The sequence below is a fragment of the Methylobacterium oryzisoli genome (genome assembly GCF_046557895.1).
Taxonomy (GTDB): Bacteria; Pseudomonadota; Alphaproteobacteria; order Rhizobiales; family Beijerinckiaceae; genus Methylobacterium; species Methylobacterium oryzisoli.
Window position 1 is genome coordinate 1 of sequence record NZ_JBKIBX010000023.1, and the last position, 14833, is coordinate 14833.

Annotated in this window: 13 protein-coding genes; 2 read left to right on the forward strand and 11 right to left on the reverse strand. The window is 72.2% G+C overall.

What is annotated here, in order from left to right; translation table 11 throughout:
• Positions 1-330: 330 nt before the first annotated feature.
• Positions 331-585 carry a hypothetical protein gene (locus ACKUB9_RS20445; protein WP_407531118.1) on the reverse strand — a complete coding sequence of 85 codons (255 nt, stop codon included), beginning with the start codon at positions 583-585 and terminating at the stop codon, positions 331-333.
• A 512-nt stretch (positions 586-1097) separates the two neighbouring features.
• Here ACKUB9_RS20445 and ACKUB9_RS20450 point away from each other — a divergent pair.
• A complete protein-coding gene (locus tag ACKUB9_RS20450) occupies positions 1098-2090 on the forward strand; it encodes a M23 family metallopeptidase (RefSeq protein ID WP_407531120.1) in 993 nt (330 codons plus the stop codon).
• Positions 2091-2195: 105 nt separating this feature from the next.
• Here ACKUB9_RS20450 and xylB read toward each other — a convergent pair whose 3' ends face one another.
• The 10 genes from xylB to ACKUB9_RS20500 form a co-directional block, all read right to left on the reverse strand.
• The gene (gene xylB / locus ACKUB9_RS20455; protein WP_410825882.1) at positions 2196-3671 is read right to left on the reverse strand and encodes a xylulokinase; all 1476 of its coding nucleotides are present in this window, start codon (positions 3669-3671) and stop codon (positions 2196-2198) included.
• A gap of 72 nt (positions 3672-3743) precedes the next feature.
• Positions 3744-4826: an ABC transporter ATP-binding protein gene (locus ACKUB9_RS20460; RefSeq protein ID WP_407526255.1), complete on the reverse strand. Its 1083-nt coding sequence runs from the start codon at positions 4824-4826 to the stop codon at positions 3744-3746.
• 6 nt (positions 4827-4832) lie between these two features.
• Positions 4833-6464, reverse strand: a complete 1632-nt coding sequence (locus tag ACKUB9_RS20465; RefSeq protein WP_407526258.1) for an FGGY-family carbohydrate kinase — start codon at positions 6462-6464, stop codon at positions 4833-4835.
• Positions 6465-6894: 430 nt separating this feature from the next.
• Positions 6895-7869 carry a sugar-binding transcriptional regulator gene (locus tag ACKUB9_RS20470; RefSeq protein ID WP_407526261.1) on the reverse strand — a complete coding sequence of 325 codons (975 nt, stop codon included), beginning with the start codon at positions 7867-7869 and terminating at the stop codon, positions 6895-6897.
• Positions 7866-8798: a sugar phosphate isomerase/epimerase family protein gene (locus tag ACKUB9_RS20475; RefSeq protein WP_407526264.1), complete on the reverse strand. Its 933-nt coding sequence runs from the start codon at positions 8796-8798 to the stop codon at positions 7866-7868. Before ACKUB9_RS20475 ends, ACKUB9_RS20470 begins: the two co-directional genes overlap by 4 nt.
• Positions 8795-9613: a carbohydrate ABC transporter permease gene (locus tag ACKUB9_RS20480; RefSeq protein ID WP_407526267.1), complete on the reverse strand. Its 819-nt coding sequence runs from the start codon at positions 9611-9613 to the stop codon at positions 8795-8797. The genes ACKUB9_RS20475 and ACKUB9_RS20480 overlap by 4 nt, the downstream gene beginning before the upstream one ends.
• Positions 9610-10575, reverse strand: a complete 966-nt coding sequence (locus ACKUB9_RS20485; protein WP_407526271.1) for a carbohydrate ABC transporter permease — start codon at positions 10573-10575, stop codon at positions 9610-9612. The genes ACKUB9_RS20480 and ACKUB9_RS20485 overlap by 4 nt, the downstream gene beginning before the upstream one ends.
• On the reverse strand, positions 10572-11132 hold the full coding sequence (locus ACKUB9_RS20490; protein ID WP_407526273.1) for an SIS domain-containing protein: 561 nt from the start codon (positions 11130-11132) through the stop codon (positions 10572-10574). The genes ACKUB9_RS20485 and ACKUB9_RS20490 overlap by 4 nt, the downstream gene beginning before the upstream one ends.
• 208 nt (positions 11133-11340) lie before the next feature.
• Positions 11341-12696, reverse strand: coding sequence for an ABC transporter substrate-binding protein (locus tag ACKUB9_RS20495; RefSeq protein WP_407526276.1), 1356 nt, complete (start codon positions 12694-12696; stop codon positions 11341-11343).
• A gap of 22 nt (positions 12697-12718) precedes the next feature.
• Positions 12719-13756 (reverse strand): zinc-dependent alcohol dehydrogenase, encoded by a 1038-nt coding sequence (locus tag ACKUB9_RS20500; protein ID WP_407526279.1) that lies wholly within the window; start codon positions 13754-13756, stop codon positions 12719-12721.
• A 94-nt stretch (positions 13757-13850) separates the two neighbouring features.
• Here ACKUB9_RS20500 and ACKUB9_RS20505 point away from each other — a divergent pair, with 94 nt between their 5' ends.
• Positions 13851-14672, forward strand: coding sequence for an inositol monophosphatase family protein (locus ACKUB9_RS20505; protein WP_407526281.1), 822 nt, complete (start codon positions 13851-13853; stop codon positions 14670-14672).
• Positions 14673-14833 lie beyond the last annotated feature (161 nt).

Sequence of the window (14833 nt, forward strand, 5' to 3'; positions counted from 1 at the left end):
GCTTCGGCCGCGGCTTCCGGCGCTTCGGCGTCAACGATGCCGGCGGCGTGAGCACCGCTGGCCTCGCCGCGGCGGGCGATTATCGCTCCAACGCCTGAACCCTCGGTGCCGCACCGTCTCCGCTCTCCTCCGGAGACGGTGCGGTCCGATCGTCGTCAGAGCCGCCTACCTGGCCGACGAGATCAATGGCGCCCGCGCATGAGCCGCGGGGCAGAACCAGGCACCGGTGAGCGTTCTCCTGAGGCAAGGTCCAGCAGAACGTTTTCAGCTGCTGCGGCCGGACCTGGCCACATCGAACGCGCCTTCCGAAAATTGAAACGAGTTGGGAATCTATCCGCTTGTATGCGGGAAATCCGGACGTTTCGCAAGTCTCACAACTTCAAGAGCGTCATACATCTTGCCATAACAACTGACACGGACCGCCTGCTGTTGCTGGGTATCCAGTCGCATCGCAAACAGGACTGCTTCCGCGAGCTCAGCGAAGGCCCGTGTACGGTTGCCAGCCCGAGTGGCGCTGATCTTGGGATCCAGTTTGTCGAACCAATGAACCACCGCATACCGATGCCAGTCGAAGCTGCCCTGCACCTCTGCCTCCTCTGTTCCTGGTACATAGGAGTGTGAGAGGTGTGACTGTTGAATGAAAGCGTCCTCATCCGCATGGATTGCTTAATCATCCATAAGGGACCTGTGGGACGGACCTGACCGGATTCTGTACCGGTCTGATGGAGAGGCTGCTGCATGGCTGTGGCGGAGGGTAGCCGGAACGCCGAATCCGGGTAGGTGACAGGCGCAGGCGGCCGCCAGCCCGAGAACGGCTGGTTCGTCCGCTCCTCTGCCCGAAGCCGTCGGTGCGCCGCGCCGACATGCCGTCCCAGCTTCAAGGATCTCTCATGCGCTGCCCCGCTCTCGCCCGCGCGCTGTCCGTCGTCGTCCTGCTGCTCTGCGGTGCCGCGACTGCGGCTGAGCCCGGGCGGCCGGGCGCGTCTGCGCTGCCCGTCCTGACGCCGCTCGTCGGCCAAGTGCTGGCGCCCCCTCGCGTCGTGCCGATGTCGGATGGGCGCAACCACCTCGTCTACGAACTCGGCCTCTCGAACGTCTTGGACGGCCGGTTCGACGTCAAACGCCTCGCCGTCTTGGACGGCAGCTCGGGACGACCTCTCCTCGTGCTCGACCGGGGCGCGATCGGCCAGCGCTTGTCGCTCGGTGGCCGTCGCGGCAGCGAGGCGGCATCGCTCGGTGCCTCTCAGTTCGGGGTCGTCTTCCTCCATGTCGGCCTCGACCCGGGAGCGCGCATTCCCGCGACTCTCATTCATGAGATCGACGGATTTGCTGAGCCGCTGAAGACCGACCTGTCGATGCAGATCGCCGAAACGCCGGTGATCGACGAACCTCTGCCCGTTCTCGCAGCTCCGCTGCGCGGTGGCGGCTACGTCGCCGGGGATGGCTGCTGCGACTCCATCCGGCATGTCCGCGCCCTCCTGCCGCTGAACGGCGCCTTTCGTCTGGCGCAGCGCTTCGCGATCGACTGGGAGCGGATCGACGGCGAGAATCGGATCGTGCGAGGCGACCTGAAGGACGTCAGGAGCTACCGCATCTACGGCGAGCCCGTGCTGGCGGTGGCCGATGGGGCGGTGGTCGGCGCACGCGATGATCTGCCCGACCAAGTGCCCGGGGCGCTGCCGCCGAACCTGCCGATCGCCGAGGCTGACGGCAACTTCGTCGTGATCGACATCGGCGGCGGTGCCTTCGTGCTCTACGCCCACCTTCGCCCCGGACGCGTCAGGGTGCGCGTCGGCGAGCGGGTCCGGCGCGGCGAGCCCATCGGCGAGGTGGGCAACAGCGGCAACAGCCAAGCGCCGCATCTTCACCTGCATGTCATGGACCATGCGAGCGGCCTGCTGGCGAACGGCCTGCCTTACGTGTTCGAGAGCTACACCATCTCGGCCTCGGACGAGGCCGGGACCGCGGACTTCGATCGGGCGGAGGCGACCGGCTCGCCGCTCACGCTGACCCCGCGGTCTCCCCCGCTGGCGGTGCGCCATGCCCTGCCGCTGGACCTCTCGGTCGTGGATTGGGGATCGTCGCCCTGAAGACGCGCTGTCGCGGCTGGAATGCGCTCGCGGCAGAGGCCGGCCGTATCAAGTCCTACCCCGACTTGGAACAGATCGGCTCACAAGCGCGGCGGTCTCGAACCCCTAGACCCGCCCCGCCGCCAGGTAGCGCTGCCGCCGCGCCGCGCTCTCCCCGGCGAAGCGCCGGTCCGGCGTGAGCACGGCGCGGGTCGGAGGGCGGGTGCAGACCTCCGGCTCGGTGCCGCCGGCGCACAGCATGCCGAGCCGCGCCGCCCCGAAGGCGGCGCCGAGCTCGCCACCCCGCGGGCAAGCGAGGTCCAAGTCGAGCGTGTCGGCGATGAGCTGGTTCCAGAACGGCGTGCGCGAGCCGCCGCCGACGACGACGCAGCGGCGCGGCGCCGCGCCGGCTTCGCTCAGCACGTCGAGGCAATCCGCCATCGCGAAGGCGACGCCCTCCAGCACGGCATAGACCAGCGCGTCGAGGCCGTGCTCGGCCCTGAGGCCCGTGAACGAGGCGGTGAGGTCGGGGTCGTTGTGGGGCGTGCGCTCGCCCGTGAGATAGGGCACGAAGACCGGCGCGTGGGCCCGCCGGCCCGGATCGGCCGCGAAGGCCTCGGCCCGGGCGATCAGGGCGCCGACTTGGGCCCCCTCGCCGACGATGCCGGCGAGCCACGACAGGGAGGCGGCGGCCGAGAGCGCCACCGCCATGCCGTGCCAGCGCCCCGGCAGGGCGTGGCAGAAGGCGTGCAGGGTGCGCTCGGGCAGCGAGACCATCCGGTCGGTCGTCACGAACAGCACGCCCGACGTGCCGAGCGACAGGAAGCCGTCGCCGGCCTGCGTCGCCCCGATCCCCACCGCCGAGCAGGCGTTGTCGCCGCCCCCGCCGGCGATCGGGATCCTGTCTCCGCCGAGGCCCCACGCCGCCGCGAGGTCGGCCGAGAGGTGGGCCGACACCTCGGAGCCCTCGACGAGGTCGGGCATCTGCGCCCGGGTGAGGCCGCAGGCAGAGAGCAGCGTGTCGTCGAAGCGCCGCGCCGCCACGTCGAGCCAGAGCGTGCCGGCGGAATCCGACATCTCCGACACGAAGGCCCCGGAGAGCCGCCAGCGGACGTAGTCCTTCGGCAGCAGCACCTTGGCGATCTGGGCAAAGATCTCGGGCTCGTGCCGGGCGACCCAGAGCAGCTTCGGGGCCGTGAAGCCCGGCATCGGCACGTTGGCCGCGCGCGCCGTGAAGTCCGGCACGCGGGCGAGCAGCTCCGCGCATTCCGCCCCGCAGCGGCCGTCGTTCCACAGGATCGCCGGGCGCAGCACCTGGCCGGAGGCCGAGAGCAGGGTGGCGCTATGCTGCTGGCCCGACAGGCCGATCCCCCGCACGGCGCCGAGCTCCGCCCCCGGCGCCCGGGCGCGCGCCTCGGCCACCGCGGCGAGCGTCGCCTGCCACCACGCCTCCGGGTCCTGCTCCGACCAGAGCGGGCGCGGCCGCGCGATCGCCACCGATGCGCTGCCCTCGGCGAGGCAGGTCTGGTTCTCGTCGAGGAGCACCGCCTTCACCGAGGAGGTGCCGATGTCGATGCCGAGGAAGCGGGCGGGCTGGGTCATGGCGAGGTCATTGACGGGTTACGGCGTGAGGGGAGGGGAGCGGGCGGGGAGACCATGGCCTCCATCCCCGCCTCAGATCGCGAGCCCGGCCTCGTCGAACAGGTAGATCTGCTCGGGCGCGACCCGCACCGGCAGCTCGTCGCCGGCCGCGACCGCGGGGCGGCCGGGGGTGAGGATCGACAGGGCGTCGCCCTCCACGGGCCGGGCGTAGATCTGGGTCGAGCCGCCGAGGTTCTCGGTCAGCTCCGCCCGCAGGCGCAGCGAGGGCGCGGCCCCGTCGAGGGCGAGGTGCTCGGGCCGCAGCCCGACCGTGACGCGGTCGCCGACCCGCGCGCCGCCGCGGCGGGGCGCGGCGGTGAGGTGGCCGCCCACGAAGCTCGGATGCGCCAGGGTCAGGCGGCCGCCCGCCGCCTCGGTCACGGTGGCGGGCAGGAAGTTCATGCGCGGCGAGCCGATGAAGCCGGCCACGAACGTGTTGACCGGGGCGTCGTAGAGCTCCGACGGCGTGCCGACCTGCTCGACGCGGCCCGCCCGCAGCACCACGATCCGGTCGGCCAGCGTCATCGCCTCGATCTGGTCGTGGGTGACGTAGACCATGGTCACGCCGAGCTTCTGGTGCAGCCGGGCGATCTCGATGCGCATCTGGGTGCGCAGCTCGGCGTCGAGGTTCGAGAGCGGCTCGTCGAACAGAAAGAGCTTGGGGTGGCGCACGATGGCCCGCCCGATCGCGACGCGCTGGCGCTGGCCGCCGGAGAGCTGGCGCGGCTTGCGCTGGAGCAGCGGCCCGACCTGGAGGATGGCGGCCGCCTCCTCGACCCGGCGGCGGATCTCGTCGGCCGGCATCTTCGCCATGCGCAGGCCGAAGGCCATGTTCTCGAACACGCTCATGTGGGGGTAGAGCGCGTAGGACTGGAACACCATCGCGACCTGGCGGGCGGCGGGCTCGACGTGGGTGACCTCGCGCCCATCGATCGACAGCGTGCCGGCGCTGATCTCCTCCAGGCCCGCGATCATCCGCAGCAGGGTCGACTTCCCGCAGCCGGAGGGACCGACGAAGACGATGAACTCGCCCTTCTCGGCGCGGAAGCCGACGCCATCGACCACGGTGTGGTCGCCGTAGCGTTTGACGATGCCGTCGAGGCTGAGGAAGGCCATCTCGTGTTATCCGTGGTCGGCGGCGAGGCCGGCCTGCGCGACGTCGCGGGCGAGAGGGGCGGCTTCCGCCGCCCGCGCGTCGCGCTCGATCGCGTTGCGGACCTCGAACAGGGTCAGGTAGGTGCGGTAGGCGCGCGCGTGGGCCTGCGCCCAGGCCGGGTCGGGGACGAGCGCACGGGGCTCGGACGCCATCGCGTCGAGGGCGCCGAACAGGTCGGGGACGAGCCCCGCGGCGGTGGCGGCCACCATGGCGGTGCCGAGCAGCACCGGCTCGGCCGCCTCGCCGACCACGAGGGTGCAGCCGAGGGCGTCGCGGTAGAGGCGCATCAGCAGCGGGTTGTGCCGGTGCCCGCCGGCCAGCGCCACCGTGTCGATGGCGTAGCCGTGGCGGTTCAGGTGCTCGCGGATGTGCCGCGTCTGGAGGGCGAGCGCCCGGGCGGTGGCGTAGTAGGCCTCCAGGAACGAGCGCTCGCTCGTCTCCTCGCCGATGCCGGTCAGGAGGGCCCGCACCCGCCCGTCGCCGAGCGGCGCCCGGTTGCCGAGCCAGTCCGGCACGACGTGGCGGCGGGCCGCGAAGGCCGGCCCCTCGGCGTCGAGGCGGGCCAGCACCGCGGCCGCGGCGGCCGCGTGGCGCTCCGGCGTCGGCGGCCCGGGGCTCGCCGGGTGGTGGGCCAGCACCGCGTCGAGGGCGGCGCCCGACAGGCTCTGCCCGGCCTCGTGCATCCACAGGCCGGGGAAGACCGCGTCCTTGAACGGGCCCCAGACGCCCGGCACGCGGCGCGCGTCGGGGGCGAAGGGCATGAACGAGGTCGAGGTGCCGGCGATCATCGGCAGCACCCGGTTGAGGCGCGGGCGGCAGTCGCGGCCGAGCACCCCGAGGGCGCCGGCCTCGGCGTCGATCAGCCCGACCGCGACCGGCAGGCCGGCCGGCAGGCCGAAATCCCGCGCCGCGTCCTCGGAGAGCGGCCCGTGCACCGTGCCGACATGGGCGGGTGCTGCGGCGAGGCGCCCGAGGCGGATGAGGTCGTCGAGGCCGAGCGCGTCGAGGAGGTCGCGGCACCAGGGCTCGTCCTCGTGGGGCAGGTAGGGCCACTTGCAGGCCAGCCCGCAGACCGAATGGCGGTCGATGCCCGTCGCCCGGTAGGCGAGCTCGTCGCAGAGGTCGCGGGCGGCGGTCAGCCGCGCCCAGGCCTCGGGGCGGTGGCGCTTGAGCCAGAGCAGCTTCGGCAGGTTCGTCTCCGGCGAGACGGCTCCGCCGACGTGGTCGAGGAAGCGGTGGCCGGTGCGGTCGATCTCCAGCGCCTCCGCCTCGCCCCGGTGGTCCATCCAGCAGACGACGTCGGCCTCGCCGTCGAGCGGGGGCGCGCCCGTGGCGGTGAGCGCCAGCGACGAGGTCGCGTCGAAGGCGAGCCCTGCGATCCGCGCGGCCGCGCCGGGCTCGGCCGCCAGGCCCTCGCGCACGCAGGCGCCCACCGCCGCCCAGATCTCCGCCATGCGGTAGACCGCGTGGTGCTCGGCCGGGCGCAGGAGCCGGAACGGGGCCTGGCGCGCAACGAGGCAGCGCCCGTCCCGGGTGAACAGCCCGGCCCGGGCCGACAGGGTGCCGACGTCGACGGCGAGGACGAGGGGGGCCGTCATCGCGCCTCCCGCGCGGGTTGCCGGCGATCGGGCTCGCGGCCGGTGCGCGTCCGCCGCGTCCCGTCCGCGCAGGGCTGTCCGGTGAAGAATGAAGTGCGGGTCCCCTCCTCTCCCCGCGGGCGGGGAGAGGACTTCATCGACCTCGTCGTCGATGAAGTGAGCGCAGGCGCAGCCGGAGCGAGGGTGAGGGGGAGATGCCGGAGGAGTCTCCTCCGGAGACACCCCCTCACCCTCGCCCTACGGGCTTGCCGTGCACCCTGCACGGGTGCACGGCCCTCTCCCCGCCCGCGGGGAGAGGAGAAAATCCGCGTCTTTTCTTCTCCCCGGACAGCCTTGCCGTCCACCGGGACAGGAGGAAACCCGCGCCGGACCCTGAATCGCCCCGGGATTGCCCCGCTCCTCCGCCGGCATCGGCTCGTCCGGATCCCGCTCACGCGCGCGCCTCCCCCTCGTCCAGGATCGCCCCCGCCACCGCCTCGTCGGTGACGAGGCGGTTGACGTAGCCCGCCCGCAGCACCGCCGCCACGATTCCGGCCTTGTGCGGACCGCCGGCGGCGAGGATCGAGCACGGCACCTCGCGCAGGTCCTCCGGCGGCAGGGCGACCGCGCGGGCGTTGAGGGGGTGGTCGACCGGCCGGCCGTCGCGGTCGAGGTAGACGCCGAGCAGGTCGCCGACGGCGCCGGCCGCCGCGAGCGCCGCGCGGTTCTCCGAGACGGTCTGGGTGCGGGCGAGCAGCGAGAGGTCGGACAGGTCGCCGGCCGCCACCAGGGCGACGTCGGCCTGGCGCGCCCGCCGCATCGCCTCGGCGAGGCCGTAATGGGTCAGGAGCGCGAGCCGGTTCTCGCTCGACGGGCAGTAGATCGGGGCCGGGAGGTAGTAGCACTCGGCTCCGAGCGCCCGGGCGAACTCCGTCGCGACCTCGAAGGTGTTGGTGCCCGAGCCCCGGGTGAGGCCGCCCATCAGGGCCGCCACCCAGGCGCCGGGCAGGCGCCGCGGGCTGATCCGCCGGGCCGCTGCCGAGAGCGTGCTGCCCCAGCCGACGCCGAGGCCGCGGCCCTCCGCCAGCAGGGGGTCGAGGAGGGCGCCCGCCGCCTCGCCGATGACGCGCTGCTGGGCGGACGGGTCGTCGACCGCCGGCACCACGACGGCCTCGGCGAGGCCGAAGCGGTCCCTCAGGCGCGCCTCCAGGGCGACGCACTGGGCGAGCGGCATCCGCAGCTCGATCCGCACCGAGCCGTCGGCCCGGGCCTGGCCGACGATCCGGTTCACCCTGAGGCGCGTGATGCCGAGCCGGTCGGCGATCTCCTGCTGCTTGAGGCCGGCGATGAAGTAGTACCAGGCCACCCGGGCGCGGACGTGCTCGCCCTCGTGGTCGGCCTCCGCCTCGGGCGACGCCGCCCTCACGCGGCCGCCTCGCGCAGCAGGGCCGCCGAGCGGCGCACCGCGTCGAGCACCGAGGCATCGTCCTGCTCGAAGGGGTAGAACACCTCGAGGAACACCGGCGCGTGGCCGAGGCCCGCGCGGCGCTGGAGGGCGAGGGCCGCGCGCGGGTCGACCCGGCCCGGCTTGGTCAGGTCCCAGTGGCGGTCGAGCTGGTAGTCGGTCTGCTGGAGGTGGACCGCGCCGATCCGGCGCCCCAGCCCGTCGAACCACGGCTCCATCGCGGCCCGGCCCGGCCCGTAGAGCGGCTCGAAGGTGGCGTGGCCCCAGTCGACGCAGTAGCGCCAGGGCAGGGCCGCGCCCGCGAGGTCGTCCGCCATCCGGACGGCCTGCGCGACGCTCCAGGGCCATTCCCGGCGCAGCGGAGTCGGCTCGACCAGGAGCTCGGTGAGTCCCGCACTGGCCCCGGCCTCGGCGAGGCGGTGCATCCGGGCGATCAGGTCGCGGTAGTCGGATTCGGGGATCGCGTCCGGCTCGTGCCCGTCGGGGCGCGCGGCCACCGCCCCGAGGGGGCCGCCGACGCGGGGGATGCCGGCCCGGGCGGCGAAGCGGTAGGCGCGGACGAGCCAGTGCTCGGCGACCTCGCGCAGGCGCGGATCGGGGTGGAGGAGCTGGTTGAAGCTGTAGTGGGCGAGCCCCACGAAGGCGCTGTGGACCGTGATCCCGTGGCTGTCCGCCCCGGTCCGGATGTCGTCCGCCGCGGCGTCGAGCACCGCGTCCGGCCAGAGGGGATCGACGAGGTCGAAGGTGAGCTGGACGAGGTCGAGGCCGAGCTCGTCCCGCACCAGCGGCGCCCAGAGCGCCGGCGTGACCCAGCGCTTGACGCAGAACGACAGGTTGATGCCGACCCTTAAGTTCGTCACGTCCGGGTTCGTCGCTAGCGGGCTCGTCACTTGGTCGCTCCCATCGTGAGGCCGCGGACCATGTGGCGCGAGACCGCGAGCGCGAACAGCGTCACCGGCAGGACGATGACGGTGCCGGTCGCCATGATCTTGCCCCAGGGCAGCTCGTAGCCGGACATGAAGCTGGTCGCGACGACGGGAGCGGTCTGCACCTGGCGGCGGGTGAGCACGAGGGCGTAGAGCAGCTCGTTCCACGAGAAGATGAAGCTGAAGATCGCCGAGACCGCGATGCCGGGCACGCCGAGCGGCAGGTAGATCCGGCGGAAGATCGTGAACTGGTCGGCGCCCTCCAGACGCGCCGCCTGCTCGAGGTCGCGCGGGATCGACCGGAACTGGTCGGTGCAGATCCAGATCACGATCGGCAGGTTGAAGGTGAGATAGATCAGGATCAGGACGAGATGCGTGTCGAGCAGGTTGACCTGGAGCGCCAGCAGGTAGACCGGCAGGGCGAGCACGATCGGGCTGATCATCCGGTTCGAGATGAACCAGAACCACAGGTCGCGCTTGCCGCGGAACTCGAACCGGGCCAGCGCATAGGCGGCCGGCGTGCCGAGGCAGACCGCCAGGAAGGTGGTGGTGCAGACCACGATCAGGGAGTTGACGATGGCGCCCGAGACCTTCTGGTCGGCGAAGATCTCGGCATAATGCGCGAGCGTCGGGCGGAAGAACCACACCGGCGGCGAGGCCAGCAGCGCGGCCTGCTCCTTCAGGCTCGACGACACCATCCAGTAGAACGGAAAAAGGGTGAAGCCCAGGGTGACGAGGAGCCCGAGGGCGTGCAGCAGGCGCGCGGAACGACCGGTCACGTGTCGATCTCCCGGTAGAGGAGCCGGATGTAGAGCCGGCTCAGGATGATCGTGACGACGAGGAGCAGGATCGCCTGGGCCGAGGCGGTGCCCATGTCGAAGACCCGGAAGCCGATCCGCTGGATGTAGATCGAGATCAGGTCGGTGGCCGAGCCCGGCCCGCCCCGGGTCATCACGAACACCATGTCGAACAGCTTCAGGATGTCGGCCGAGCGCAGGATCAGCACGGCGGTGAGCCCGGGCAGCAGGTAGGGCAGCTGCACGTGGCGCAGGAGCGCGAGCCGCGAGGGCGTCTCCAGGCGCGCCGCCTCCTCGATCTCCACCGGCACCATCGACAGGCCGGCGAGGAAGATCAGGGCGCAGAACGGCGTCCACTGCCAGATGTCCATGATGGCGATCGCCGCGAAGGCCCCGGCCGAGGAGCCGAGCCAGTCGAAGCCGCCGAGCCCGACGAGTCCGAGGAGCTGGTTGGCAACCCCGAAGTCGCGGTTGAAGATCAGCCGCCCGACCAGCCCGACCACCGCGAAGGTGGTGGCGAGCGGCACCACCAGCGAGACCCGGGCGAGCGCCCGCAGGAAGGGCAGGCCCGGCTGGTGCAGCATCAGCGCGATGGCGATGCCGAGAACCAGCTCGACCGGCATCACGGTCAGGAAGAACCGGGCGGTGAGGAGGAGCGAGTCCCAGTAGGTCCGGTCGCTCAGCACGCTCAGATAATTTTCGAACCCGACGAACGGGAAGCCGTCCCGCGGCCGGGCGAGGTTGTAGCGCCGGAACGAGGTCACGAGCGCGAACAGCGTCGGGTAGATCCCGATCACCAGGAGGGTTCCGACCGCCGGCAGCAGGAACCACAGCGGCGTCAGCCGGCCGTAGCCGGGTTTGAGCCGGCCGGAAGCGCGCTGGCGCGGTGCGTCCGGGCCGGCGGCGTGCGCCGCGGTCCCGGTCTCGGCAGGGGGCGGGGTCATTCGAGGTTGGTGTGGTTGGCGCGCATCGCCTCCGGGCTGACGCCGAGCTGCGCGCGGAGCTTCACGATCATGATCTCGAACAGCACGAACAGGGCGCCCTCGTAGAGCGAACCCATCGGCAGGATCGAGGCACTGCCCGGGTCACCCGCCCGGTCGTCCGCCATAGTCTGGGCCGGGACGACGAGGACGCGGTCGGCGCGCCGCGCCGCCTCGCCCCCGCCTTGCGCCGTCACCACCAGGACGGATGCCCCGGCCGCGCGGGCGGTGTCGATCAGCGCCAGCACGGTCGAAAAGCTGCCGGGCCCGGCCGAGACCACGAGCAGGTCGCCGGTCCCGATCGGCGGGGTGGTCATGTCGCCGACGACGCTCGCGCGCAGCCCGAGATGGAACAGGCGCATGGCGAGGCCGCGCACCTGCAGCCCCTCGCGCCCGACGCCGTAGAGCGCGATCCGCCCCGCCCCGGCGATGGCCATGACCGCCGCGTCGACGGCCGCGTCGTCGAGGCTCTCGAAGACGCGCTCCAGCTCGGCGAGGGCTTGGCGATAGGAGGTCTGCACGGGCGGTTCTCCTGGCGGGGTGACGGGCATCCGCCTCTCCCCGCGGGCGGGGAGAGGGTTACGGCCCCCTGTCGGGCCGTGACGAGCGCAGGCGCAGCCGGAGCGAGGGTGAGGGGGTGTTGCCGGATGAGGCTCCGTCGGGGCACCTCACCCTCGCGCTCCGCGCTCGCTCCGGCCCCGGCAAGGACGCCCCGACGCGTCCGCCGGCCTACTGCAGCAGCGCCTTCTTGCCCGAGTAATACCCCTCCTTGGCCAGGATCCCCTCCATGCGGGTGCCGATCTCCTTGGCGCCCGCGGCCGGGGTGGTCTCGCCCAGCATCATCTTCGAGCCCCACTCGGCCACGACCTCGGAGATCGCCGGCCAGGCCGGGAAGCGGGGCCGGTACTGCGGCACGCCCTTCTGCCAGGAGGCGACCATCGGCTCGACGAACTTGTAGGAGGCCCTGATGTCGGGCTGCTGGTAGATCGCGGTGCGGCCCGAGACGCCGCCGGCCTCGACGTAGGGGCGGGCGATCGCCTCCGAGGTGGCCCACTGGATGAACAGCCAGGCCGCCTTCTTCTCCGCGTCGGAGGCCTGCGAGGCGACGGCGAGGGAGAAGCCGCCGAGGGCCGGCAGGCGCCCGGCCGGGCCTTCCGGCTCCGGCGCCACCGCCAGGCAGTCGCCGAGCTTCGAGGTCTTCGGGTCGGTGAGCGTGCCGTAGAAGGCCGACCACTCGGTGATCATCGCGACCTGGCCCTGTGCCAGGGCGTTCACCGCCTCGTTGTGGTCGAAGCTGACGACGCCCGGCGGCATGTACTTCATCAGGTCCTGGCGGAACTGCAGGCCGGCCTGGCTCTCGGGGCTGTTGAGGTTGGACTTGAAGCTCTTGTCGAGGAGCGAGCCGCCGAACGGCCACAGCACCCGCATGAAGCTGTCGGCCGACTGGGTCTCGCCGCGGCGCGACTGCAGCGCGAAGGCGAACTGGTTCCTGTCGGCCTTGGTCAGCTTCGGGGCATAGTCCTTGAGCAGCGCCTCCCAGCTGGCCGGCGGCTTGTCGAAGCCGGCCTCCTTCAGCCTGCAGGAATTGTAGAACAGGAGGCCCGAGTAGTTGTCGAAGGGCAGGCCGTAAACCTTGCCGCCCCAGGATCCGAAGGCATCGAGCAGGAGCGGGAAGAAGCCCGGCAGGTTCAGGTTCGGATCGGTGATCTTGGCGTCGCCCTTGAGGCCGTCGATCGGCTCGATCCAGCCGTTCTCGGCGAACTCGCCGATCCAGACGAGGTCGACCAGCGCCACCGTGAGGTCGCCGCGCGAGGTGAAGTTCAGGACCTGCTTCTCGCGGGCGTTCTCGTAGGGGACGATCTCGTAGTTGACCTTGATGCCGGTCTTCTTCTCAAACTCCGGCAGCAGCTTGATGATGGCGCGGTAGCCCGGCCGGTCGAGGAAGGTGGTGGTGACGGCGGTGCCCTTGAGCGGGGCGGCCGCGCTCTCCAGCCAGTCGGCGGCCCGGGCCGGGGCCTGCCACAGGGTCGCGCCCGCCAGGGCCGCTCCCGCCGAGACGGCCAGGGCCGCGGCGGTGCCTCTCATGCGTTTCCTCATCGATCCCTCGTTATTGCCCGTTGGGGTAGATCAGGGTCTTGACGACGCCGGGGGTATTCTGGGCATGGCGCCCGAAGGCGGCGGCCGCCCCGTCGAGGCCGACCTGGTGGCTGACCAGGCTCGCGACGTCGACCTGGCGGCTCTCCACCAGCGCGATCGCGCGGGGGTAGACCTCGCCCATCCGGCGGGCGAACTTGATCTTGAGGCCGCGGCGCCGGGCCTCGGCGGCCGGCATCGTGTAGACGTCCCCGTCCGGGATGCCGACGAGCACGGCCCGGCCGCCGATCTTGGCCGCCCGCACCGCATCGCGAAAACCTTCCGGAGCGTTGGTCGCCTCGACCACCAGCGGGCAGCCCTCGCCCCGCGTCCACGCGCGGATGTCCTCGACCGAGGCGCCGACCGCGGTCGCGCCGAGGCGTCGGGCCAGCTCGCGCCGGTGCTCCTGGGGGTCGACCGCCAGCACCTCGCCGGCACCCGCCACCTTGAGCACCTGCAGGATCAGGAGGCCGATCGGCCCGAGCCCGATCAGCGCGACCCGCTCGAGAAGCCGCGGCTTGGCGAGGTCGACCGCGTGGATCGCCACCCCGAGGGGCTCCAGCATGACCCCGTCGAGGGGCGTGAGGTGCTGCGGCAGCGGCACGACCTGGCTCTTCGGCACCCAGATCTGCTCGGTCATGGCGCCGTCGAACGGCGGCGCGCCGATGAACTCGACGTTCGGGCAGAGATTCGGGTGGCCGCGCTCGCAGAACTCGCAATGCCCGCAGGCCTTGTTCGGGTCGACCGCCACCAGCGTGCCCCGGGCCAGGCCCAGCTCCGGGTCGTCGCAGGTCAGCCGGCCGCAGAACTCGTGCCCGGGCACGAAGGGCTGCGCGATGGTCGCCGCACCGATGCCGCCGTCCTTGTAGTAGTGCAGGTCGGAGCCGCAGAGCCCGACCGCCGCGACGTCGAGGAGGGCCTCGCCGGGCCGGCCGTCGCGCAGCGCGTAGGGCGCGAGGCGCGCGTCGTAGGGGCCGTGGAGGTAGAGGGCGTGGTGGGTGGGACCGCTCATCGGCGCTCCGGCGTGCGTTTCCGGCGTCATTCTTACAGATGTAATTTTCGAGATGCAAGTGTATGTAGCTCTCCCGGACAGCGAGGAGCCCCGCATGACGACGCCCACGCCCGACGATTCCCAGGACCCGGTCGCCGCCCGCCACGCCCTCGCCCTCGCGGTGGCCCACGCGGCAGGGGAACGGGCACTTGCCTACTTCCGCGCCCGCGACACCCTGGTGATCGAGCGCAAGACCAACGCGCAGGACCTCGTCTCGCAGGCCGACCGGGAGGTCGAGGGGCTGATCCGCGCGGCGGTCGCGGTGGCCTTCCCGGACGACGCGATCCTCGGCGAGGAGGCGGGCATGAGCACCGGCCGCTCGGGCTATGCCTGGGTGGTCGACCCGATCGACGGCACCAGCCCGTTCCTCAACGGCCAGCCGAACTGGTGCGTGTCGATCGCGGTGCGCGGCCCTGCCGGGATCGACGCGGGGGTGATCCATGCCCCGGTGCTCGACGAGACCTATGCGGCGCGCCGCGGCGCCGGCGCGACCCTGAACGGCCGGCCGATCCGCCTCGACCCCGCCGCGACGCTCACCTCAGCCAATATCGGCTTCGGCGCCACCACCAAGACCCCGCCCGCCGAGGCCGCCGCCTTCGTCGAGGCCCTCTACCGCGAGGGCGGGGTGATGTTCCGCAACGGCTCGGGCGCCCTGATGCTCGCCTACGTGGCGGCCGGGCGGCTCGCCGGCTACTACGACCCCGGCCTCAACGCCTACGACTGCTACGCCGGCCTGCTGCTGGTGGAGGAGGCCGGCGGCGTCGCCGAGTACGACGGCTCCGACGACATGCTCACGGGTGGCGCCCTGCGGGCCGGCACCCGGGCGGTGGTGGAGGATCTGCGCCGCCTGAGCACCACGCTGCACCCCGATCGCTAGCGCTACCTGGGCAGTCTGATCGGGACGATGCGTTTGCCTTCCGTGGCGGCTGTCTCGGGAGGCGGTGGCGCAGGCTTCATCCGATCCGGGGCGTGATGCGTGGCTGACGCCCAATGACGATCCGAACGATCGGAGGAGGTGGCGATGGTTTATCGGGGCTG

What these genes read in the sequence shown, in the direction of transcription:
- ACKUB9_RS20485 (WP_407526271.1), bottom strand. Translation starts at nt 10,575, where the DNA reads ATGACCCCGCCCCCTGCCGAGACCGGGACCGCGGCGCACGCCGCCGGC.
- ACKUB9_RS20500 (WP_407526279.1), bottom strand. Translation starts at nt 13,756, where the DNA reads ATGAGCGGTCCCACCCACCACGCCCTCTACCTCCACGGCCCCTACGAC.
- ACKUB9_RS20460 (WP_407526255.1), bottom strand. Translation starts at nt 4,826, where the DNA reads ATGGCCTTCCTCAGCCTCGACGGCATCGTCAAACGCTACGGCGACCAC.
- ACKUB9_RS20465 (WP_407526258.1), bottom strand. Translation starts at nt 6,464, where the DNA reads ATGACGGCCCCCCTCGTCCTCGCCGTCGACGTCGGCACCCTGTCGGCC.
- ACKUB9_RS20505 (WP_407526281.1), top strand. Translation starts at nt 13,851, where the DNA reads ATGACGACGCCCACGCCCGACGATTCCCAGGACCCGGTCGCCGCCCGC.
- xylB (WP_410825882.1), bottom strand. Translation starts at nt 3,671, where the DNA reads ATGACCCAGCCCGCCCGCTTCCTCGGCATCGACATCGGCACCTCCTCG.
- ACKUB9_RS20495 (WP_407526276.1), bottom strand. Translation starts at nt 12,696, where the DNA reads ATGAGAGGCACCGCCGCGGCCCTGGCCGTCTCGGCGGGAGCGGCCCTG.